Origin of the sequence: Synechococcus sp. R5-15 (genome assembly GCF_047462035.1) — a bacterium.
Taxonomy (GTDB): Bacteria; Cyanobacteriota; Cyanobacteriia; order Thermostichales; family Thermostichaceae; genus Thermostichus.
In genome coordinates, this window is record NZ_JANSIK010000100.1 from 1 (window position 1) to 22,122 (window position 22,122).

The 22,122-nt window shown below is 58.7% G+C and carries 16 protein-coding genes and 2 pseudogenes; 12 read left to right on the forward strand and 6 right to left on the reverse strand.

From position 1 onward, the window contains the following. Positions 1-114: 114 nt before the first annotated feature. Positions 115-2,037, reverse strand: coding sequence for a biosynthetic arginine decarboxylase (gene speA / locus NW839_RS09430; RefSeq protein WP_414349960.1), 1,923 nt, complete (start codon positions 2,035-2,037; stop codon positions 115-117). Between the two features lie 448 nt (positions 2,038-2,485). On the opposite strand from speA, the gene pstS reads away from it, so the two are divergent. The 3 genes from pstS (at position 2,486) to NW839_RS09445 (ending at position 6,937) form a co-directional block, all read left to right on the forward strand. Continuing rightward, complete coding sequence (pstS, locus tag NW839_RS09435; RefSeq protein ID WP_414349959.1) at positions 2,486-3,586, forward strand: phosphate ABC transporter substrate-binding protein PstS; 1,101 nt, start codon at positions 2,486-2,488, stop codon at positions 3,584-3,586. Positions 3,587-3,876: 290 nt separating this feature from the next. Then, on the forward strand, positions 3,877-5,769 hold the full coding sequence (gene dnaK, locus NW839_RS09440; RefSeq protein WP_414329477.1) for a molecular chaperone DnaK: 1,893 nt from the start codon (positions 3,877-3,879) through the stop codon (positions 5,767-5,769). A gap of 208 nt (positions 5,770-5,977) precedes the next feature. Continuing rightward, positions 5,978-6,937, forward strand: a complete 960-nt coding sequence (locus NW839_RS09445; protein WP_414349958.1) for a DnaJ C-terminal domain-containing protein — start codon at positions 5,978-5,980, stop codon at positions 6,935-6,937. A 140-nt stretch (positions 6,938-7,077) separates the two neighbouring features. Here NW839_RS09445 and NW839_RS09450 read toward each other — a convergent pair whose 3' ends face one another. After that, positions 7,078-7,908, reverse strand: coding sequence for an RNA methyltransferase (locus tag NW839_RS09450; RefSeq protein WP_414349957.1), 831 nt, complete (start codon positions 7,906-7,908; stop codon positions 7,078-7,080). Positions 7,909-7,975: 67 nt separating this feature from the next. Between NW839_RS09450 and NW839_RS09455 the strand changes: the two genes are divergently transcribed. The 5 genes from NW839_RS09455 (at position 7,976) to lpxB (ending at position 12,592) form a co-directional block, all read left to right on the forward strand. Beyond that, the gene (locus tag NW839_RS09455; protein WP_414329482.1) at positions 7,976-8,563 is read left to right on the forward strand and encodes a hypothetical protein; all 588 of its coding nucleotides are present in this window, start codon (positions 7,976-7,978) and stop codon (positions 8,561-8,563) included. A gap of 14 nt (positions 8,564-8,577) precedes the next feature. Beyond that, positions 8,578-9,432: a UDP-3-O-acyl-N-acetylglucosamine deacetylase gene (gene lpxC / locus NW839_RS09460; RefSeq protein WP_011434326.1), complete on the forward strand. Its 855-nt coding sequence runs from the start codon at positions 8,578-8,580 to the stop codon at positions 9,430-9,432. Positions 9,433-9,645: 213 nt separating this feature from the next. Then, on the forward strand, positions 9,646-10,146 hold the full coding sequence (gene fabZ / locus NW839_RS09465; protein ID WP_011434327.1) for a 3-hydroxyacyl-ACP dehydratase FabZ: 501 nt from the start codon (positions 9,646-9,648) through the stop codon (positions 10,144-10,146). Between the two features lie 233 nt (positions 10,147-10,379). Then, on the forward strand, positions 10,380-11,357 hold the full coding sequence (gene lpxA / locus NW839_RS09470; protein ID WP_414341661.1) for an acyl-ACP--UDP-N-acetylglucosamine O-acyltransferase: 978 nt from the start codon (positions 10,380-10,382) through the stop codon (positions 11,355-11,357). 26 nt (positions 11,358-11,383) lie between these two features. Then, positions 11,384-12,592, forward strand: a complete 1,209-nt coding sequence (gene lpxB, locus NW839_RS09475) for a lipid-A-disaccharide synthase (RefSeq protein ID WP_414349956.1) — start codon at positions 11,384-11,386, stop codon at positions 12,590-12,592. Here the strand turns inward: lpxB and NW839_RS09480 are convergent. Together NW839_RS09480 and NW839_RS09485 are read right to left on the reverse strand one after the other, a co-directional pair. After that, a complete protein-coding gene (locus NW839_RS09480; protein ID WP_414349955.1) occupies positions 12,589-14,061 on the reverse strand; it encodes an NAD(P)/FAD-dependent oxidoreductase in 1,473 nt (490 codons plus the stop codon). The two genes, lpxB and NW839_RS09480, sit on opposite strands and share 4 nt — an antisense overlap. A gap of 34 nt (positions 14,062-14,095) precedes the next feature. Then, positions 14,096-14,257 (reverse strand): annotated as a pseudogene (locus tag NW839_RS09485) (RNA-guided endonuclease TnpB family protein); the annotation flags it as partial. A gap of 308 nt (positions 14,258-14,565) precedes the next feature. Between NW839_RS09485 and NW839_RS09490 the strand changes: the two are divergent. Then, positions 14,566-15,282: pseudogene (locus NW839_RS09490) on the forward strand (sensor histidine kinase); the annotation flags it as partial. Positions 15,283-15,330: 48 nt separating this feature from the next. Here NW839_RS09490 and NW839_RS09495 read toward each other — a convergent pair. Continuing rightward, positions 15,331-15,822, reverse strand: a complete 492-nt coding sequence (locus NW839_RS09495; protein ID WP_414380597.1) for a DUF4168 domain-containing protein — start codon at positions 15,820-15,822, stop codon at positions 15,331-15,333. A gap of 818 nt (positions 15,823-16,640) precedes the next feature. On the opposite strand from NW839_RS09495, the gene NW839_RS09500 reads away from it, so the two are divergent. Further along, positions 16,641-16,982, forward strand: a complete 342-nt coding sequence (locus NW839_RS09500) for a DUF3155 domain-containing protein (RefSeq protein WP_049749658.1) — start codon at positions 16,641-16,643, stop codon at positions 16,980-16,982. Between the two features lie 221 nt (positions 16,983-17,203). Continuing rightward, positions 17,204-17,461, forward strand: a complete 258-nt coding sequence (locus NW839_RS09505; protein WP_414329773.1) for a DUF3146 family protein — start codon at positions 17,204-17,206, stop codon at positions 17,459-17,461. Positions 17,462-17,642: 181 nt separating this feature from the next. Here the strand turns inward: NW839_RS09505 and NW839_RS09510 are convergent, their stop codons facing one another. Continuing rightward, positions 17,643-19,643 carry a primary-amine oxidase gene (locus NW839_RS09510; protein WP_414349954.1) on the reverse strand — a complete coding sequence of 667 codons (2,001 nt, stop codon included), beginning with the start codon at positions 19,641-19,643 and terminating at the stop codon, positions 17,643-17,645. A gap of 908 nt (positions 19,644-20,551) precedes the next feature. Here NW839_RS09510 and NW839_RS09515 point away from each other — a divergent pair. Beyond that, on the forward strand, positions 20,552-22,122 hold a 1,571-nt coding region (locus NW839_RS09515), incomplete at its 3' end, for a PAS domain-containing protein (protein WP_414380599.1).

Consider the following 22,122-nt stretch of genomic DNA (forward strand, 5'->3'; position numbering starts at 1 on the left):
TTCTTGAGTTTTCTCTATCTCGTCAGTGCTCTCTTTTGGCTCAAATGAAAGATCAACACAACCTAGGCCGGGATCCCTGTTTGGTTTTAGGGATTTTTTCGAGGAACACCACCTTCAGTGCAAGTAGGTGTAGGCCCGCAGATTGTCTTCAAAGTGCTGCTGCAAGGCGCGGGCTTGATCCAGCGTGATCTGCCCTCGCTGCAGGGCGGTCTCGGTGGCGTGGTGGAGGGTCTCCACCAGATCTTCGCTGTTGTACTGCACCCAGCTCAGCACCTCGCCGATGGTGTCCCCCTTGATGACTTGGGAAACGTGGTAGCCGCCGGGGCGGGAGCGAATATGCACCGCGTTGGTATCGCCAAACAGGTTGTGCAGATCTCCGAGAATCTCCTGGTAAGCGCCCCCCAGAAACACCCCCAGCAGGTAGGGATGTCCGTTGGGGTCGTGCAGCGGCAAGACCGAGGTGATCTGCCCATCTTCGCCAAAGAAGCGGTTGATCTTGCCGTCGCTGTCGCAGGTGAGATCGGCCAGGGTGGCCCATTGGCGTGGCTCCTCATCCAGACGATGAATCGGCATGATGGGGAAGACCTGGTCGATGGCCCAGCTATCCGGCAGGGATTGGAATAGAGAGAAATTGCCGTAGTAGATGCTGGCCAGCATCTCGTCCAGATCCAGGAGATCCACTGCCACGGGGTGCCCTGCTTGGTGCTGCTCGTAGGCCAAGGTGCAGATCTTGTCGGAGCAGTTCCAGAACAGCCGCTCCACTTCAGCTCGCTCCTGCAAGCTGAGGGATCCCTCAGTGAACTGGCGCAGGGCGGCCTCCTTCAGCTCCTGACAACGGCGGTAATTGACCACCAGAGTATCGGGCTGGATTTGGTAGTAAAGCTGGTTTAGCTTCTGGATCACCTCCGCATCGGAAGTGAGCTGGGTGGGCATCGGGTAGGGGCTGGCAGCGTTGACATCTTGCACGTCAAACACCAGCACCGACTGGTGGGACATCAGGGCGCGTCCGCTTTCGGTCACCAGTACCGGCGGCTGGATCCCGTGGGGTTCCAGGGCGGTGAGCACGGTCTGCACCACGGTGGCGGCGTAGTCCTCCATGCTGTAGCTCTGGGAAAAAGGATTGGGGGACTGGGATCCGTCGTAATCGACCCCCAAGCCGCCGCCGATATCCAGGTAGCCCATGGGGGCCCCCAGCTTGGTGAGTTCGATGTAGATTTGGCTGGCTTCCCGCACGGCTCGTCCATGCACGCTCACCATCGAGATCTGGGAGCCGATGTGGTAGTGCAACAGGCGTAGACAATGCAGCTTGCCCGCTTCCCGCAGCCGTTCCACCACTTGCAAAATCTCGGTGGCCGTGAGGCCGAACTTAGCCCGATCCCCAGCCGAGGTGCCCCAGCGTCCACTGCCCTGGGCGGAGAGCTTGGCCCGTACCCCCAAGATGGGGTCAATGCCCAGTTGGTCGGCAGCCTGCAGCGCCAGCTCCAGCTCTTGCAGCCGCTCCAAAACGATGATGGGTGTGCGCCCCAGCCGCTGGGCCAAGAGAGCCGTCTCCATAAAATCCCGGTCTTTGTAGCCGTTGCAGATCAGCAAAGCCCCGGGAGTATCCAGCAAAGCTAGGGCAATCAACAGCTCCGGCTTGGATCCCGCCTCCAGGCCAAAGTGGTAGGCGCGACCGTGCTTCACCACTTCTTCTACCAGGTGGCGCTGCTGGTTCACCTTGACGGGATAGACCCCTCGATACACGTTGGGGTAGCCAAAGCGCTGGATGGCCTGCTGAAAGCTCTCGCAAATTTGCCGCATGCGGTCGGCCACGATCTCGGGAAAGCGAATCAAGAGGGGCAACTGCAGGCCCCGTGCCACCAGATCCATCACCAAGTGGTACAGGTCAATGCCCGGTTCCTGCTGCTGTAGGCCCTGTGGGGTCACCTCCACATGACCGGCGGCGTTGATACGGAAGTAGGGATCCCCCCAACCTGAGATGCGATAGAGCTTTTCGCTGTCTCGCAGTGTCCAGGGAGAACGAGTCAAAGTCGGCATAGTAGTCCCCCAGATACCGAGATGTGAACAGCGCAGGATTTCTGCACAGAATCCACAATATATTGCCTTATTCCAGAATATGTCAAGATTTTTCTGGTGCGGGGGGACTCAGGCCCAAAAACCGCTAAGCCTTGCCAGACAAGGCTTTGGCTTGGGGATCTCTGTGCAACTGCCGCAGAACTCAGCTCGCTCAATCTCTTGTTTGCGCTGTTTTTCTTTGTTTTTCTCTTGAATTCTCCATTTTCTGTCTTTCCTTTCTGGACTTGGGTTGGATCCTGAGTTTTGCTGGGAAGCGTAGCGAGGAATACGGGGATGGCGCAGAGGGAAAAGACAGCCACCTGGGGAAAGTGGGCCACGCACGGGATCCCAAGAGCTCTCGCCGGCAACCCTTGACAGGGCCCCGCAGGCAAGACAAGGATCGGGGCGGTGACCTCGGAGAACCTGAACCATGGCTCAACTGCCCCGCTTCCGTCGCCGAGAAGTGTTGCTTTCTTTATTGGCCACCGGCGCTACCTTGAGCGCCTGCCAAAGGGGATCCCGTTCTGACCAACCCAGCGGCAGGGATCCCGTTCCTGCCTCCGGCAGCCAGTCCTCCGACAAAGTTTTGCTGATCAACGGGGCCGGGTCCACCTTTCCGGCTCCTCTTTACTTGCGCTGGTTTTCCGATTACCGCCAGGTGGATCCCAAGGTGGAGATCAATTTCCAACCGGTGGGCAGCGCCGCTGGGATCCGGCAATTTATTGACCAGACAGTGGACTTTGCCGCCAGTGATGTGGCCATGACCGATGCCGAGATCGCCGAGGTGAAGCGGGGTGTGGTCATGATCCCGATGACCGCAGGCAGCATTGCCGTAGGCTACAACCTGCCGGGGATCCCTTCTGGACTCAAGCTGTCTCGACCCGTTTTGGTGAAGATCTTTCGCGGCCAAATCGACCAGTGGCGGGATCCGGAGATCCTGGCCCTGAACCCGGAGCTAACCATTCCCGATCTGCCCATCACCGTCTGCTACCGCTCCGATGGCAGCGGCACCACCGATACCTTTACCCGCCACCTGGCCGCCATCGATCCGGCTTGGGCCTCGGAAGTCGGTGCTGGCATGTCGCTGGAGTGGCCGGTGGGCATTGGGGTGAAAGGCAACGAGGGCATGAGCGCCCAAATGCTTCTCAGCGAAGGGGTGATCGGCTACGTGGAGTCGGTCTATGCCCGCGAGCTGGATCTGTCGGTGGCAGCTCTGGAGAACCGCCGCGGCGAGTTCATTCTCCCCTCCCCGGAAGCCTCGGCCCTGGCCTTGAGCGAAATTGAGCTGCCGGAAAACCTGCGGGCTTTTGTGCCGGATCCCGCTGGCCCTGGAGCGTATCCCATCGTCACCTACACCTGGATCCTGACCTACCGCCGGTACTCGGATCCCGCCATGGCCGCCGCCCTGCAAGCTGTGCTCCGCTGGGCCCTTACCGAAGGACAAGCCCTGGCCGAGGAGATGGGCTACCTGCCCCTGGCCGCAACCGTTGTGAACCGCGGCCTGGAGGCGCTGCAGCTTATCCAGAGTTAGCCTGGCAGCAGTCCCCCAAGAGTTGCCAATAGCTGCCAACCCAGGCCATACCCCAAGCGGCACCGAAAGCAAGGCTGCTGCAGGTACGGAGATCCGTAACCGGTCTGCCCTTCAGCCCCGAGAAATGGGCGGCATTCTCGCCCTGGCCTCGCCAACCAGCTGGTTAGGATCGACCCAGGAAGTGACCAAGCATCTGCCGGATTTTCACAGATTGGCTGCCCAAGCTACTTCACACAGGCTGGCGGCGGTAACCGAAGCAATGTACTCAAGAAGAGGAGAATAAGGAGCCGATGGGAAAAGTTGTAGGAATTGACCTGGGCACAACCAACTCGGTTGTCGCCGTAATGGAGGGGGGTGTCCCCACCGTCATCGCCAATGCTGAGGGTACTCGCACCACACCCTCGGTGGTCGCCTTCACCAAAGATGGAGAGCGCCTGGTGGGCCAAATGGCCCGCCGCCAAGCGGTGCTCAACCCGGAAAACACGTTTTACTCGGTTAAGCGGTTCATCGGTCGTAGGTACGATGAGCTGAATGCCGACTCCAAGCGGGTCTCCTACCAGGTACGGCGGGATGAGCGGGGCAATGTCAAGTTATACGCCCCCCGCCTGAACAAGGAATTTGCGCCGGAAGAGATCTCGGCCATGGTGCTGCGCAAGCTAGCGGATGATGCCAGCCGCTACCTGGGCCAGCCAGTCACCCAAGCGGTGATCACGGTTCCCGCTTACTTTAACGACTCGCAGCGGCAGGCCACCAAAGACGCGGGCCGCATTGCCGGTTTGGAAGTGCTGCGCATCATCAACGAGCCGACAGCAGCCTCTTTGGCCTACGGCTTGGACAAGCGCAACAACGAGACCATCCTCGTCTTCGACCTGGGCGGCGGCACCTTCGACGTGTCCATCCTGGAAGTGGGGGATGGTGTTTTCGAGGTGAAATCCACCAGCGGCGATACGCAGTTGGGCGGCGATGACTTCGACAAGAAGATCGTCGATTGGATGGCCGAGCAGTTCAAGCAAATGGAAGGGATCGACCTGCGGCAAGACCGGCAGGCGCTGCAACGGCTAACGGAAGCTGCGGAAAAAGCCAAGATCGAGCTGTCCAGCGTTTCCGAAACCACCATCAACCTGCCCTTCATCACTGCCACTGCCGATGGGCCCAAACACCTGGAGCTGAAGCTCTCCCGCGCTCAATTTGAACACCTCTGTGCCGACCTGCTGGAGCGCTGCAAGGGGCCGGTGGAACAAGCCCTGCGGGATGCCAAGCTCACCAAGGCCGACATCAACGAAGTGGTGCTGGTGGGGGGATCCACCCGCATTCCGGCGGTGCAGCGGCTGGTGAGGGAGCTGCTGGGCAAAGAACCCAACCAAAGTGTCAACCCCGATGAGGTGGTGGCGGTTGGGGCGGCCATCCAAGCGGGTGTGCTGGCGGGCGAAGTCAAAGACGTGCTGCTGCTGGATGTCACCCCCTTGTCCTTGGGGGTGGAAACCCTGGGCGGCGTGGCCACCAAGCTGATCCCGCGCAACACCACCATCCCCACCCGCAAGTCGGAGATCTTCTCCACTGCCGAAGATGGGCAGACCTCCGTGGAAATCCACGTGGTGCAAGGGGAGCGAGAGCTGGCCCGCGACAACAAATCTCTGGGCCGCTTCAAGCTGGACGGGATCCCGCCGGCCCCTCGCGGTGTGCCGCAGATCGAGGTCACCTTCGACATCGACGCCAACGGCATCCTCAAGGTGACGGCCAAAGACAAAGGCAGCGGCAAAGAGCAGAGCATCTCCATCACCGGCGCCTCTACTTTGGACAGCAAAGAGGTGGAGCGCATGATTGCCGAGGCGGAGAAATACGCTGCCGAAGACCGGGCCCGCCGGGAGAAAATCGAGCGCCGCAACAAGGCTGATTCTCTGGCCTACCAGGCCGAGCGGCAGTTGAAGGAGTTGGGCGACAAGATCTCCTCCAGCAAACGCAGCCAAATCGAGACTCTGGTGCGAGAACTGCGGGAGGCCATCCAGCGGGAGGACGACAGCGCCATCCAGAGCAAAGAGCGGGAGCTGCAAGAGGCTCTCTACGCCATGAGCAGCGAGCTGTATCAACAGCCGGGGGCCTCCTCTGGCCCCACTCCCGGCTCAGGGAAAACCTCCGGCGGCAGCGATGATGTGATCGATGCCGACTTCACCGAGAGCAAGTGACTGCTCAGGGATCCCTCCGTGGGCCGCGGGCCCAGGGCGGATCCCGCCCTTACTTGTAGCGCCGATAATGAGGAGGGACGGGATGGGCGATGGCGTCTAGCCCGCCTCCTCATTTTCTTCAGTAGGTCGGAGGGAAGGAGCCCTTGCGGGGGACGCCTAGCCTCGTGGTTTTCTGCCCACTCTCAGCGATTTGCCTGCGGACGCCTCCATGCAAAACTTTAAGGACTACTACAAGATTTTGGGGGTCAGCAAAACGGCCACTGCCGATGAGGTGAAACAAGCCTATCGGCGCCTAGCCCGCAAGTATCACCCAGATGTCAACCCCAACGACAAAGCGGCTGAAGAGAAATTCAAAGACATTAACGAAGCCTACGAAGTTCTCTCGGATCCCAGCAAGCGCAGGCAATACGACCAATTTGGCCAATACTATCAGCAGGGCGGGTTTCGCTCCAGCCGCGATGCCTACACCTACAGCAGCAGCCCCTTCAGCCAAGACTTTGGGGGGAGCGGATTTGGGGGGAGTGGCGTCGATTTCAGCCAATTTGATGATTTTCAAGACTTCATCGATCAACTGCTGGGCCGGGTGCGCAGCCAAACCACAGACCGCAGCAGCGGATTTTCGGGATCCACTGGCAACACCAGTTACGATGCTGAGGCCACCATCCAGATCAGCATTCCAGAAGCTTTTGAGGGGGGCAAGCGTCGCCTGCGGGTGGGCGGGGATCGCGTGCTCGAGGTAAACATCCCGCCGGGAATTACGCCAGGGAAGCGGATTCGCCTGCGCGGCCAAGGCCACCCCAACCCCAACGGCGGTGCCGGTGATCTGTACCTTAAAATTGAGCTGAAAGACCACCCCTTCTATCGCCTAGAGGGATTCGACGTTTACTGCGATCTGCCCATCAGCCCCAGCGAAGCGGTTTTGGGCGCCCAGGTGGAAGTGCCCACCTTGGATGGGGTGGTGAAGCTGCGGATCCCACCTGGCATGCAGCCGGGGCGAAAGTTGCGGCTGGCGGAAAGGGGATTTCCCAAAGGCAACGGAGAACGGGGGGATTTTTACGTGGTGGTGCAGATCCATTTGCCCACCCAGATCTCCGAAGAAGAGCGAGAACTTTACGAAAAGCTGCAGCGGGTTCAATCCTACGATCCCCGCGCCACCCTTAAGCTCTAGCATTGATATTCTCCGATATTCTCCCACGGCCAAAGCCTCAAGATTCTTGACAAGCGCTCCGCGCCGCCTGAAAGCAGGAAGCCGCCCTTCTAGCTTGCTTCCGGTAGCGGTAGGGCGGGGCTGGAGGCCCAGCCTTGGGGTCAAGATGGGGTCCTGCTGGAATCTGGTTGCGTCGGCGGGACGGGAGCTGCATTTGCTTCCAGAGGTTCCTGACGAGAGCATCCCTGGCTCCATTGCAGTTGCCGCAGGATCCCGCGCAACAAGGCCACCTCGGCTACGGTCAGGCCGGCTCGCTGGAACAGGGCGCGAAACTTGAGCATTTTGCGGCGGGCTGTGTGGGGGTGCAGGTAGCCAATTTGCAGCAACAGCGCTTCTAAGTGGTCGAAAAATCCCTCCAGCAGCTCGAAGGGGGCAAGCCTTTGAGGCGAGGGCATAGGAGGAGCAGGGGAAGGGCTCTGGCAGACGAGGGTGTACAGCTCATAGCAACAAATGGCCACGGCTTGGGCCAAGTTTAAAGAGGGATAGGTCGCATCGGTGGGGATCTGGATCTGGCGATGGCAAAGGGCCAGCTCCTCGTTGCTCAAGCCGCGATCTTCGGGGCCAAACACGAGGGCGGCAGGGCCGGCGGCCAGCAGAGCGGGAAAGGCTTGGCGGGGGGACTGAATTTGCCATTCGGGTGGGTAGGTTTGGCTGCGCCCCGTTGTCCCGAAAACCTGCACACACCCTTGCAGGGCTTCGGGCAAAGTTTGCACCTTCCGGGCTTGATGGAGCAGGTCTGCCCCATGCACGGCTGTGGTGATCGCTTCCATATCGAGGGGATCGCATTGGGGATCCACCAGCACCCACTGCCTGAAGCCCATGTTTTTCATCACGCGGGCAATGGCGCCGAGGTTGCGCGGCCCAGCCGGCTGCACCAATACAAGCCGTACCTGCGCCAGTTGTTCAGGGCCAGAGTGGGGTAATATCGGCATCAGGTTGGGATCCCCCAGAGTGCCTAGAGTAGAGAAGAGGAGCTTGATTCTGTCATAGATTGCATCCATGGGATCCGCATACCGTTGTTGGCTGAGCTTGATTTGTCTGGTGTTGGTGGGATGCTGCTGGGGATCCCCGGCGCTGGCTGCCCCTTCATCGCTGGCAGGGCCGGCTCAGGTATCGCCCCAGCTCGTTCGCGATAGCGACTCAGAGCGGTTTTCTCTGGCCGAGGCGCGGCAGCGGCTGGAAGCCATTGCCGAGGTCATGCGCTCGATTCGCCTGTGCAACCGGCCCAACTGCCGCTACCGAGATATCGCTGTGGACGTGTGGCCTGTGGACATATCCATCCCCAATGGTGGTGCCGAGCCGTTCTACGAGGGCAGCATCGACGCCATTATCGACCGTCCTTCCGGCAGCTTGGATAAAGCCCACTACCGGCTGCAGTTTCGCCAGGGGCGCTGGCAGTTGCTGGGGGGCGAAGAGGTGTCCGATGTCTCTTCCTTTTTCTTTGAGGGAGATACCTACGAGGTGTTCAGCGCCTACGGCACCCGCAGCCACAAAGCCAAGTTGGCAGATGCCAGCAGCAACCTGCGCGTGGGCTATCGGGAGCTGTATTACCGCGTTTTCGACCAGGGCCAAGAGCGTTTGCACTAGCGCTGCGGAGCACGATGAGAGGCCGGCAACACACCTTAGCCAGCTCTATTGCCCTAGAAGGCGTTGGCCTGCACACCGGCCTGCCAATTGGCTGCAGTCTGCATCCAGCTCCTGCCGGCAGCGGTCGGGTTTTTGTGCGGGTGGATCAACCGGGATCCCCTGAGATCCCGGCTCGGTTGGGATCCCTGGCCCCTGCCCATCTCTGCACCCTGTTGCAGCAGGGATCCCCCTCTGTTCAAGTGCAGACGGTGGAACACCTGCTGGCCGCCCTTTACATCCTGGGCATTGACAACTGCCGCATCGAGGTGGAGGGGCCGGAGCTGCCGATTCTGGATGGCTCTGCCCTGCCCTTTGTAGAGGCCATTGCCCAGGCCGGGATCCAGGCCCAAGATCAGCCAGCCCTGCTGGGGGTGATCCAAGAACCGGTCACTGTCTGGGCGGGGGAAGCCTTTGTCAGCGCCCTCCCCCATCCTACAGCCCGCTTTACCTATGGCATCGATTTTGCCGATTGCCCGATTGGAGAACAGTGGCTGAGCTGGAGGGAGAACAGGCCGGATTTTGTCCAGTCCATTGCGCCGGCCCGCACCTTCGCCCGCCAGCAGGATGTGGAGCTGGCCCGGGAACGGGGGCTAATCCAGGGGGGCAGCCTGGAAAATGCCATTGTCTGTAGCCAAACCGAGTGGTTGGGGCCATTGCGCTACCCAGATGAGCCGGTGCGCCATAAGCTGATAGATTTACTAGGAGATCTCAGCCTCCTGGGCTGCCGACTGCAGGGGCACATTGTGGCCTACAAGGCGGGCCATGCCCTGCACCACCGTTTGGCCGAGCAGTTGCTCAAGAGTGGATCCCTGCTGATCCATGAAGAGTGAGGGGGAGCAAGGGATCCGGTTGCGCAGCCACAACCCTGCCATCCTCAGTTGCGAGAGCGGTGCGGAGCACTTGTCTTCAAGGGGATCCCCAGGGTGGGATCCGCTTCATTCCCCTCCTTTCCGCAGCTCCCTGGGTGCTCTTTTGGCTGAGTTCTGGCCTGCCGTCCTCCCCGTCCGGGATTTGGTTTTGTCCTCTGCCTCTGTGGGTTCACCATGTCCTCTGATGTCTCTCCTCCTCCCCTTCTCTCGGCTGAAGCAGCCGCTCAATTGGCAACCGCTCCCCCCGTCTTCACAACGGAGCAGATTTTGGAGATCTTGCCCCATCGCTATCCTTTCTTGCTGGTGGATCGGGTTGTGGAGTATCAACCGGGGCAACGGGCGGTGGGCCTGAAAAACGTCACCTTCAACGAGCCTTTTTTTCAAGGGCATTTCCCCAACCGACCCATCATGCCCGGCGTCCTAATCGTCGAGGCCATGGCCCAGATAGGGGGGATCGTGTTGACCAAGTTGCCGGACGTGGCCGGGCGTTTGGCCCTGTTTGCCGGGATCGATGGCGTTCGCTTTCGCCGCCCGGTACTGCCGGGGGATCAGCTGCTGCTCTCTGCCGACTTGCTCACCATTCGCCAGAGGCGCATTGGCAAGATGTTCTGCCGCGCTCAGGTGGGAGGGCAACTGGTAACCGAGGGGGAGCTGATGTTCTCCCTGGTGGATTGATGGGCCAACAGCGGCCATCCAGGAGGCGCTCCGGTGTGGGTGTTCTCGCAATTGAGATAAAGTGTTGGGATAGAAAGATGGCTCAGGGGCTGCTTGCGCCTTTCTGTCGGGATACGGTAAACATGTTGTCGCGACAGTGGGGCGTAGCTCTAAGGCTCATCTCCCCTGGAGTCAAGTCTTGGTGATCCTTCGCAGGGTTGGGAGCGTAACCACAGTTGCTGGCTAGGTCGGAAATGAGTTCGTTCGCTTCAGCGGGATCCACTCCCAACATCTCTGCAAGTGCGCCGCACCGCTCACGGGAGCGGATTCATCCCACTGCGGTGATCCATCCGAAAGCTGAGCTGCACGAAACGGTGCAGGTTGGCCCCTATGCGGTGATCGGCGAGCATGTTCGCATTGCTGCCCATACGGTGGTGGGGGCCCATGTGGTGATCGATGGCTGGACGGAAATCGGCGAGGGCAACCACATTTTTCCGGGAGCAGTTGTGGGCACCGAGCCTCAGGATCTGAAGTACAGCGGCGCCCCCTCTCAAGTGGTAATCGGCAGAGGCAATCGCATCCGCGAGTTCGTCACCATCAACCGGGCTACCAATGAAGGGGAAGCCACCCTGATCGGAGATCACAACCTGCTGATGGCCTACACCCATGTCGCCCACAACTGCGTCATCGAAAATCAGGTGGTGATTACCAATGCTGTTTCCTTGGCCGGCCATATCCACATCGAGTCTCAAGCCCGCATTGGCGGCATGGTCGGGATCCACCAGTTCACCCGCATTGGGCGCTTGGCCATGGTGGGGGCGATGAGCCGGGTTGACCGCGACGTTCCCCCCTACATGTTGGTGGAAGGACATCCGGCTCGCATCCGCGGTCTGAACTTGGTGGGGCTGCGGCGAGCCCAAGGGATGGAGGGATCCCTGCCCTTGCTGCGGCAGGTCTACCGATTTTTGTACCGCTCAGGGTTGCCTTTGGAAAAAGCGCTGCAAACACTGCGCAGCAGCCTGTGTGTCGTTTGTAACAGCGGTGCGGAGGGAGAGCGCCACATCCTTTCTCTGCAGGGGAAAGAGTGGGTGGACGAGACGGGATCCCTGCAACATCTGCTGCAATTTTTGGAAGACTCCCTCTCCCAGCCCCAACGACGTGGCCCTCTGCCGGCCCTGCGCGGGAGGGGGGAAGATCCGCCGGTGCAGAGCACTTCAGAGCTGGATGACTAAAGATTGGGGTCGGGAGTGTAGCTCTGGTGAGCCACCTGTTCATCTGCACGGGCGAGGTCTCAGGGGATCTGCAGGCCGGCCATCTGATTGAAGAATTGCTGCGCCAACGCCCTCAGCTGCGCATCACCGCCGTGGGAGGGGAGCGCATGGCTGCTGCGGGGGCCCGTCTGTTGCACCGCACCACCGAGATCAGCTCTGTTGGCATTTTAGAGGCTCTTCCCTTTATCGGCCCCGCCCTCTGGACGGAATGGAAGATTCGCCGCTTTTTGGCCCAAGACCCGCCAGATGTGGCTGTGCTGGTGGACTACATCGGCGTCAACAGCCGCATTGCCCGTCTGCTGCAACGGCGGCAGATCCCTGCCGTCTATTACATTGCTCCCCAAGAGTGGGTGTGGTCGCAGGATGCCCGCCTCACCTACCAACTGGCCCAGCAGATGCGGCTGATGTTGGCGATTTTCCCTGAGGAAGCCCGCTACTACGCGGCGGCAGGAGCCCATGTCCAGTATGTGGGCCATCCCCTGTTGGATATTTTGGCCGCTGTGCCCAGCCGTGCTGCCGCCAGAGCCCAGTTGGGGATCCCTGCCGAAGCCACGGTGGTGGTGGTGGTGCCGGCTTCGCGTCGGCAAGAGCTGCGCTCGGTTCTGCCTGTCTTGCTCAAGGCCGCTCAGTTGTTGCAAGCTCACCTGCCTCAGGCGCAGTTTTGGGTGCCCCTGGCCTCGCCCCGTTTTGCTGCCCCGATTGCGCGGGCTGCCCGCCGCCTTGGGCTCAACCTCACCCTTTTGGATCCCCAAGCTCTGCCCTTCTTCTCCCCCCACAAAGCTCATCACCTCGCCTTGGCAGCGGCTGATTTGGTGTTGGCCAAGTCGGGCACGGTGAACTTGGAGACGGCCATCTTGGGGATCCCCCAGGTGGTGATCTATCGCCTCAACCCCATCACCTTCTGGATCGCCCGCCATTGGCTGAGGGTGTCGGTGCCCTTCATGTCTCCGCCCAACCTCGTGCAGATGCGCCCCATTGTGCCGGAGTTGCTGCAGGAGCAGGCCCAGCCGGAGAAGATCGCCCAACTGGCACTGGAGTTGCTAACTCGGCCGGAACGCCAAGCCCAACTGCAAGCCGACTACGTCGCGATGCGGGCGGCCCTGGGAGAACCCGGCGTTCTGGCTCGCGCTGCCAAGGCCATCCTAGAGGTGTTGGATGGCGAAGCTGGCCCCCAGCGGCATCCCTTTTGCCGCTAGCTCCGGTGACCCAGGGCCCGGGGCACCGCCCGTCCTCCCGCCAAGGCTGCTGTTGAATCCGCCTCTTCCAGATACTCAGCATCTTGGTTGACCCGCCACCCATCGTAGCGCCGTTCCCCCGCCACAATGTTGCGAGCGGCCAAAAGGCCCGTCATCATGGCGTGATCCTGGTTATTGTAGCGGTGCATGCCGTTGCGGCCTGCCACCTGCAAATTGGGCAGTGCTTCTTCCAAAAAGGTTCGAATGGTCTGGATGTGAGCTTGATAGCCGTGATTGTAAACCGGGTAGGCTTTCGGGGCGCGAATGACTGTGCCGCCCAAAACCTTTGCCTTCCCCAGCAGGCCCAACCGCTGCAATTCCAGCGTTGCCAAGGCCATCAAATCCCCATCGGTTTGTCCCCAAAAGGGATCCGTCGCTGAGCAAAAATACTCCAAACCCAAGCAGGTGACCGAGGGATCCGGAACCATGTCCGCGCTCCAATTCTTGAAGTTTTGGATACGCCCCACCCGCACCGAGGGATCGTGAATGTAGATCCAGTGATCTGGAAATAGGTTGGGCTCATCCACCAGCAAAGCCACCGTCAAAAAATCCCGATACCGCAGTTGTTCGGCAGCCTCTCGCACCGGCTCCGGTGCTGCAGGTACCAAAGCCCGCACCAGAGAGCGCAGCGGCATGGTGGAAATGAACTGCTCGCCGGTCACCCAAAAGGTCTCTCCCCCTTGAGAACAGGCTTGTACAGCTTGAACTCCGGCCCGGTTCCAGTGGATTGCCGTAACCTTGCGATCCAGTTGTACCGGCTGCCCGGCTTCTGCCAGCAAGGTTTGAACGCGCTCCCACATCTGGCCTGGCCCTAGGCGAGGATAGCGAAAGCGATCGATCAGGGTTTTGATCACCCCCTCTCGGTTGGGGAAAAAGGTTTTACGGATCAAAGAAGCCATCGACAGACCCTTGATCCGCTGGGCTGCCCAGTCGGCGCTGATCTCGTGACAAGGGATCCCCCACACTTTCTCGGTGTAGGTCTTAAAAAAAGTGCGATACAGCCGTTCCCCAAATTGGTTAATGACCCAATCTTCAAAAGATACAGGATTGGGCCTGGGAAAGAGGCGCGCCTTTAGGTAACTGAGCAGACAGAGGGTGGTAAACCCTGGCCCCAGTTTGGCAAAAACATCCGTAGGTCGAATTGGATAATCAAAGAAAACACCTCGGTAAAAAATGTGGGAAAGCCGACGGCAAACCTGCATTTCCGAGCCCAAAATCTCCGTCCACAGAGCCTCAATTTCCGCCGACTTGGAGAAAAAGCGGTGTCCACCGATATCAAAGCGATAGCCTTGGTAGGTTACAGTGCGGGATAGCCCCCCTACCTGCACCGGATCCGCTTCCAAAACCGTTACCGGGTAGCCCTGCTTATTCAGCTCGTAGGCGGCACTCAATCCAGCTGGCCCCGCCCCGATCACCACTGTGGACTGCACTCTGGATAGCTGCCTTGAGGTACCATCTGGTAGTATAGCAAAGGGATTGCAGTTTGACGGCGTTGGCTGTCTTTTGTGGTGTGTTCTGATTCACCCAGTTCAACGCCTGCACAAAGGCATCTATTGTCGCATCCAATTTTGCAGCTTGCGACTGGGACACCTTGAGTTTGCAAGCTACAGTCAGGACTTGGGTCATGCGCCGATTGTACTTCATCAAGGAAGGCCGCATTCCTTCCGGCACTGACCCTGGATAGTGGTGAGTGGGTAGTGACTAGCCACTAGTCACTAGCCACTAATAGAGTGCGGGGCTCCTGCGGGTTCTAGCTGAAAACAGCACGTCCCGGTTGGCTGGCCACCAATCAGGATCTGATCTTGGCCCTGGCCGATCACCTCTCCATCGCCATTCGGCAGGCGGAATTGCTCCAACAGGTTCAGGAGCTGAACCGCACCCTGGAAGAAAAGGTACAGGCCCGCACCGCCCAACTGGATCGCCAGATACAGGAATTGCAGCGGCTGGATCGCCTGAAAAATGACTTCCTTAGCACGGTGTCCCACGAGCTGCGCACTCCTCTTTCCAACATGAAAATGGCCATCCGCCTGCTCAGCTCCGTCCTGCTGCCTGCCCAGGGCGCTCCCAGATCCCCGGATCTGGCCAAAATCTCTCAGTACTTGAAGGTGTTGGACAACGAATGTGAGCGGGAGATCAGACTGGTCGAGGATCTGCTGGAACTGCAGCAGTTGGAGATGCTCAAGGGACTCCGTCCCGCTAACGCGAACGGTTCACAGCGGCCCTGCTGGTTGGAGCTGCAAGAGTGGTTGCCCCAGATCGCGGAGCCCTTTGCTCAGGAGGCCCATAGCCGCCATCAGCGCTTCAGCCTTGGGATCCCTCCAGGACTGCCTGCCATTTTTACCCTGCCGGGAGTGCTAAAGTCGGTGCTGGCGGAATTGCTGAAAAATGCATGTAAATTCACCCCTGCTGGGCACCTGATCAGCCTTCAGGCCACCTGCCATTCCGACCACCTGGACATCCAAGTCCTCAACACCGGCGTAACCATTCCCCTGGAAGAGCAAAAGCGGGTATTTGAGAAGTTCTATCGGGTGCCCAGCGCGGATCCCTGGCGGCAAGGGGGGACAGGGTTGGGGTTGGCCCTTGTGCGGCAGCGGGTAAGCCTGTTGCAAGGAAGCATTCACCTCAACAGCGAGGCCAACCACACCTGCTTTACCTTGCGGCGGTTCTCCCTGTCTTTGGCCAAGGCAAGCCAGCTCAGCCTAGGGTGTAGGCGTCGGGGTGGCCGGCTTTGGAGAGTTGGAAGCTTCCCCTTCCTGCAAAACTTCTTGCAAGCGGGCCCGAACCCGCTGGTTGAGAACAGGATTTTCGTTCGCCAAGGTCATCAATTCGCGGTATTGAAGCACTGTCAGCCCTTGCTCCTCGACAATGCGGCTGGCTTGGGTTTCTGTGCGCTGCATAATTTGCTCGTACTCCTCCTCGTTCTGGGTTTCCCGCAGTTGGGCGCTGGCTTCCCGGATCAGGGGATCCAACTCCAACAGAATCCGCACCAACTGTTCCACCTGGGCATCGGTGACTTGCTCTGGGGTTAGAGTCGGAGATGCCAGAGGGCTAGGAGTTGCTGTGGCCGGAGCCTCCCCCGAAGTTGGAGAAGCAGTGGCAGCAGGGCTAGGCAGCGGGGTTGCTCCCTGTGCCCAAACCGGCAGGGATCCCAGGCTGAGTCCCAGACCCATCAGCAACGCGAATTTCATCATGCCCAAAACTCCCCAAACCCAGACAAGATAGACCCAAGCCCTTGAGGTGCAGCCAAACCTGAAGCCAGACTAGCAAGATGCCTGAATTCCGTCTAATCGGTTCAACGCAGTCCTGAATGCCCATCAAGCTCATTCCAGCTTGCCGGCACCTGAGGCGGGATCCATCCAATCCCTACGGTACCAGAACTCCTCACTCCAGGGCTCCCAGGATGAACTCGCGAAAGGGCTGTGTGGACATGCTGGGGATCTGCAGTGGATCTCTTGTAGAAACAAGAAGTTGGTTGTACAGTCTTACATGCGCTGTTCAACGGTAGCCCGGCACCGGAGTGCCCCTTTCTCTCCTCGGTTGAGCAGCTCCAGACTTGCAGCATTGGCAATTGACTTAGCACTTCAGCCCAGAGGGGGTTGTCTTGAAGCTGAGCTTAGGTATATGTTCTGTTGAGTATCGTTTTTGTTAATGTTAGGCTAGGGGCCAGATTTGATGCGGATCTCCCACATCGGCATCTGACTTTCTTCGCAGGTGTCAGAGCCCGTGGATTTCCTATCAATATCAGCAGTCAACCTAGCAAACGCCCAATCGCCAGCTCTCTTTGCAGGCGATTGTTGGAGGATTTTTTGTTCGGAGAAAGGTTCCCGATTAGATTTTTTTGGGCGCGTCCATAAGTAACCCTTCAAGGGCTTTGAGGGCGACTGCTGTCTTTATTGCCTTTGTAAAAGATGATAACAAAAATGGGTAAAAGTTATTGCTTTTCTTAAGCAGCGCTGATATATTCTTTGCGGTTGCGGTTGTTCGGTCATCCTTCTACAGGAGGCTTACATTGGTTAGGAGAAGAAAGCGTAAGAGTCGCCGTCGTCTGGAAGGGCGCAAAATTTTAGATCACATTCCTCAATTTAATCTGGACAGTGGTGAAGAGAAGTCTGTAACCGCTGCTCGAAAGTATATTCAGGAAAAGTCTATTCAGCCCCCCGCGCTGATTTTGGTGCGGCGAAATGAGCATACCGTTGATCGGTTTTTTTGGGCGGAGAAGGGGTTGTTCGGCGCGCAATATGTCGAGGAGAACCACTTCCTTTTTCCCAGCCTGCGAGCTTTGTTAGCAGAGGTTGCGGCTGAAAAGCCAGAGAAAAAATCCTCGAAGACCCTTGCAACTGCCGCTCGCTAGCCTCTGACCAGCTTTTCCTATTAGCAGGAGCTCAGGAAACAGCCCCCCTGCCCTGGGGGGTTTGTTGCAGCCGCTCTCAGAAGATCGAAAGAACTGACCCTGTGTACGGGATCCCTCCCCACGGGTTGAGCTCCTGCTGCCTCACTCGCCATACTCGACCTGCTGGCGGCAGCGAGGGAGCCACGCGCTACCCTACAAGGGATCCCGTCGGGAGATGCCGGATGAGCCGACTGCCTCAAACCACTGCCCATATCCAAATTACCCGCCGCTCTTGGCAAGAGGGTGCCATTGAGGGGGAAGTCAATGCCAATGGTTGGGTTTGGCGCTTTTGCTGGCGCTTTCGGGCCGGGGAACTCAGAGTGGAGCCTTCTGTGGGGCGAGCTTTGATTTGCGAGCCCTTGAGCCGCTTTCTGGAAAAATCCGACTATCTGCTGGAACCGGGCAGCAACTACTCGTTTGTGATTCGCAGCAGCTTGTGAACTCTCAATCTGAGCAGATCTGAGCAGAGCTTTTGCCCAGCACCAAAGACCGGGGCTGAGCAATGGAAGGCACCTGCTACGGTGACCCAGAAACCAGGTCTCAAGCCCCGTGGGCGAAGAGTGCCTCCCCTCTCACTCCTGTCGCGCCCAAGCTGTTGGCACTTGAAAGAATCCTCGCCCTCTAGGCAGGGGGGTAGTCAATAAAGCTGCAGCAGCCTTTGGTCTTCGGCGGGGGAGGAGGCACATCCAGAGCTGGGTTGCACTCAAAGAAGCCCAGGGGCTTGAGCATAAAGCCGATGTAGCTAACCGGCATCACCGGCCAGTCTTCGGTGCGGGGGAAGTGATTGCAGCCAAAGCTATACCAGAGCACCAGGCGGGTGTTTTCCAGGGAGCGGTTCGCTTGCGTCCATTGCACCAGCCCTTCGCCACCGGGATGTTGGTTGGGGTAGTTCCCTGCTGGGAACTTCTCGCCGGGATGGTAGGGCGTGGCCCAGAGGTGGTGGGCCAGGTATCCTGCCCGTCGGTACAGCCAAGAGTCGGGGTGGGCCAAAAGCTGGACGTTTTCCCCCGGCATCAGTTTGTAGGCCACCGGCTGTCCCAGGCGGTTGTGGCGATTGGGGTTGACAATCTTCCAATAGCGGCCCCGCAAGGGATCCACCGTTTGCTTAGCCTCCTGCTCGGTTTTGAGCAGGGTGGAGCGGGCGCGAAAGGCGTTGCCGTGAGGGTTATCCGGCCCCAGAGGCAGAGGTTCTGCATGCACTTCGTAGAGGGAATTGCACGGCCCATCCACTGCCATATCCAGGCGAACGGTGAAAAAGTGCTGGTGGTTGAGGCCGGACAATTGGGGTGCCACCAAGACGCCAAACTCCGGCTCTTCCCCCGGCAACGTGGCGCAAGTGTTGATGATGCCGGTGAGCTTGGCTTCAAACTCCAGCGTGCCATCCTGGTAGAAGTACCAGAAAAAGCCGTAGTCGTAGTTGCCAATGGTGGTGAAAAAGGAAAGCACCAACCGCCGCGAGCGCCGCACCTGCGCCCGTTCCGTGCGCCAGTCGGTGTGCTTCCAGAGCACCCCAAAGTCCTCCTCGTGCATACAGACGGCATTTTTCAAAAGCATGGGCTCACCGCTGTTGGTGGGCAGCCAGGCATCGAAGTAGTAGATTTCCCCCAGACAGTCGCAGCCCAGCTGCAGGGAATTGGCCTGCATGCCAATGCCGTATTCCCCCACATCAAAGGCATTTTTGCGACAGTGGGGATCCCGCGGATCCCCGTAGGGCACCACCATCTCTGCTACCGAGGCGCGGTAGAGAATGGGGCGAAGGCGGCCTTGATCCTCGTAGCTCACCTGGTGGAGGACGAGCCCCTCTCGCGGGTTAAAGCTGATGCGCAGATCCCACTTCTGCCAGCGGATGTGGTGGCCGTCCACCTGGAAGCTCACCCCTTGGGGCTGAGTGATTTCTAGCGGCTTCAAGTCTTGGCGAAAATCTTTGAAAAACAGCTCGTCGAAGTTACCGGACTCCGGCGGCAAGGGCCACAGACCCCGATCCTCCACCTTGACAACTTGCATGCGGTTGAGGTCAATCCAGGGGTAGAGCCCCTCGATGGGGCGGGCATAGCCGTTGTCGCAAGGGGAAGTACGTAGGAAACAAAAGCCTCGCACCAGCCGCCGCCCTTCTTCTTCCGGGATCCCGAAGTAGCCCACCGTCCAGTAGTCCACCATCACCAAATCCACATCGGCAATCCCCCGCCGCTGCAGAGCCGCCAAAAATTGGGGATCCTCCTTGAGCAGGCGGTCGCAGGCGTACACCTCATCGTCGAGCAGAGGGGGCTGCACGCCCGGAACGAGCTGCCAAGAGCGCACCTGCTGTGTTGACAGAGAGACCACGGCTTCGTAGGTGTTGCCACTGGCCGGATCCAACAGCACCACGAAAGCCTGCCGATCCCACGGCTGCCCCGGCTGCCACGCTTCCATCCAAGGCCGCTCCGGCTCTTGTAGCTGGATGGTTACAAAGCGCCACTGAGAACTGAGGGGCCGTTGCCGGCGCAGGATCTGCACCACTTGCCGCATTTCCTCGGCGCTAAGGGGATCCAAGGGGTGGCCTTGGGGCAATGAAGCCTGGCCAAGCAAAGCAGATTCACTCGACTGGCTATGTCGATCCAAACTGGGAGAAACTTTACAAACCACAGCAATAACCTTGAATTCTTCGGTTGGAAAATGATTGAGTTGAGCTAGGAAAAAATAGGGAGAAGTCTGCTGAGAAAGGTCAAAGGGATCCCTTCGCTCGCCATGCCGCGGGCCAGCCCATCAACCCAACTCAGAGAATCCAGAAAACCTAACAGCAGGCTAAACAGACTATCCTGTTGCCATCGCCAACATCGGGCAACTTTGCAAGAGATACCCGGGGAAAGGAAAACTTAAGCCAAAGCCCAAGGAAGTGAAGACAACCTCGGCCCTGCTAATTGTCCAGATCTAGCAATCTTCTGTTTCCCCGTCCGCTAACCAAATGAAGAGGGCAACGGCACCTTGAGAAGCCGCGCCAGGGCGAACAGGAAACCGTCAACCCATCGGGAAAATCTGAATACAGGTCTTACTACAGATAAACCCAAACTCGAGAGCAGGAGAAGTTTTCTGTGATTAAATGTCAGGCTTAACGTTGCACAGGAAAGCATAAAAAAGAGAAAACGCTTCACGCAGGCTAAGGGCAGGATCACACCGAGAAAGCTCAACGCAACGTCAACTCTCGCAAGAGCGCAAAGACATCTCGAAACCTGCCCCAACCCTACCTGCCAGGGGGATCCCACCACTTGGGATCCGAAATGCAACTGACGATACTATAGCAGAGGCACCCCCCTTTCCCACAAGCCCGGCCCAAAGCCTCCCGGTCGCATCAGCAGGGTAGCCTTCTCCCCGTGGGTTTGAAGCCTAGCTCAGGCTGAAGGGTTGGTGTCAAAGAATACATTTCCAAAGTCATTCTGGAGCCATGCTTAAGGTTAGAAATTTCTAACAATTCGAATAGTAGGATCCCTCACGTCTCCTAAAAATCGTCCACAATGAAGCAGGGCTTGCGGCAAATTAACCGTCTGGTGAGGGAGATGGCTTCAACTCGATACCGCCTGGTGCCGGTGCGGCCAGGAGACGGCAGCTTTTATCCAGAGCATCTCTATTTGGCCTTAGAAGCCACCCAACTGGGCTATTGGCAACTGGATCTGCGCACCTGGGAGTTGATTGCCTCTCCCCAATGCAAGGCCAAATACGGGCTGGATCCCGGCCAAGATCTCACCTTAGAAGTGTTTTTGCAGCACGTTCACCCGGAAGATCGCCAAAGGGTGAAAGAAGCTTTGCAGACGGCTGGGCCCAGGGTGGTAGAGGGGGATCCCAACTTTTCGGTGGAATATCGGGTTTACCAGGCCGACGGCCAGATGCGCTGGCAGCTTTCCCAGGGGATTGTGCTCTTGGGGCCGAAAGGGGATCCCGGCGAGATTGTCGGCGTGACCCTGGATATCAGCGAGCGCAAGCAATTAGAGATCACCTTGGCCGAGCGAGAGCGCCACTATCGCCAGCTCCTGGAAGCCCTGCCCGACATGCTGCTTCGTCTGGATCGCCAGGGCCGATGTCTGGAGTTCAAGCCGCCCAGCCATTTTTCTGTCCCCCATCCCCCTGCCTACTACCTGGGCAAAACTCCTGAAGAGCTGTTTCCTGATACCGGTTGCACCGGTGGGGCGGAACCCATAGCCCAAGCCATTCGCGAGCATCTGGAGCTGGCCTTGGCAACCCGGCAAGCTCAAGAGATCGAATACCCCTGCCCAGAGGGATCCCCTCAGCCCCAATATCGGCAGGCTCGCATCGTCCCCTTTGGGGAAGATCAAGTGCTGGTGATCATCAGAAACATCACCCCTCGTAAGCAAGCCGAGCTGAAGCTGCAGCGGCAATTGCAGCGAGAAAGACTGTTTAATCAGCTCATTCAGGCCATCAACACCTCTCTGGACTTACCCACCCTATTTGATGTGGCGGTGCGGGAAGTGGGGGCAGTGTTGCAGGCAGCACGAGTTACCCTTTATCAGTACCTGCCCGCTGAGGCCGTGTGGTTGGGCATTGCCAGCCATAGCCGATTTCCTAATTTGCCCAACAATCTGAACCTGCGACTGCCGGATAGCAGGGATTTTATGGTTTTCGATCATTTGAAACGGCTGCAAATTTTTCATGTCCAGGATCCGGAGCAGATTGCCGATCCCTTTGCCATTTATGAGAAGCGAGAATACCAACTGGGCCCTTGGCTGGTGATCCCGGTGGCTTGTCAGGAACAAATGTGGGGCGGGCTATCGCTGCGGCGCCTGACTTCAGATCCGGATTGGCAAACCGATGAGATCGAGTTGGCCAAGGCCATTGGGGAGCACCTGGCAGTGGCCATTCAGCAGGCAGAGCTTTATCAAAAGCTGCAACAGACCAATGCTGAATTGGATTACCAAGTGCGGGTGCGCAATGCAGAGCTCGAACAAGCTTACAACGACGAAGCGCTACTCCAGCTCATCACCGAAGAAATTCGCTCCACTTTGGATGAACAAAAAATCTTGGAAACGGTAGCCCGAGAACTGGCCCTCAGCTTGAACCTATCCAATTGCGCCATTGCCCTGTATGACCCAGAGCGGCAGGTCAGCGTTTTGGC

Coding starts and splice junctions, on each gene's coding strand:
- pstS (WP_414349959.1), top strand. CDS start 2,486: ATGGCTCAACTGCCCCGCTTCCGTCGCCGAGAAGTGTTGCTTTCTTTA.
- fabZ (WP_011434327.1), top strand. CDS start 9,646: ATGTCCTCTGATGTCTCTCCTCCTCCCCTTCTCTCGGCTGAAGCAGCC.
- dnaK (WP_414329477.1), top strand. CDS start 3,877: ATGGGAAAAGTTGTAGGAATTGACCTGGGCACAACCAACTCGGTTGTC.
- speA (WP_414349960.1), bottom strand. CDS start 2,037: ATGCCGACTTTGACTCGTTCTCCCTGGACACTGCGAGACAGCGAAAAG.
- lpxC (WP_011434326.1), top strand. CDS start 8,578: ATGAGAGGCCGGCAACACACCTTAGCCAGCTCTATTGCCCTAGAAGGC.
- NW839_RS09445 (WP_414349958.1), top strand. CDS start 5,978: ATGCAAAACTTTAAGGACTACTACAAGATTTTGGGGGTCAGCAAAACG.
- NW839_RS09495 (WP_414380597.1), bottom strand. CDS start 15,822: ATGATGAAATTCGCGTTGCTGATGGGTCTGGGACTCAGCCTGGGATCC.
- NW839_RS09455 (WP_414329482.1), top strand. CDS start 7,976: ATGGGATCCGCATACCGTTGTTGGCTGAGCTTGATTTGTCTGGTGTTG.
- NW839_RS09505 (WP_414329773.1), top strand. CDS start 17,204: ATGAGCCGACTGCCTCAAACCACTGCCCATATCCAAATTACCCGCCGC.
- NW839_RS09450 (WP_414349957.1), bottom strand. CDS start 7,908: ATGCCGATATTACCCCACTCTGGCCCTGAACAACTGGCGCAGGTACGG.
- lpxA (WP_414341661.1), top strand. CDS start 10,380: ATGAGTTCGTTCGCTTCAGCGGGATCCACTCCCAACATCTCTGCAAGT.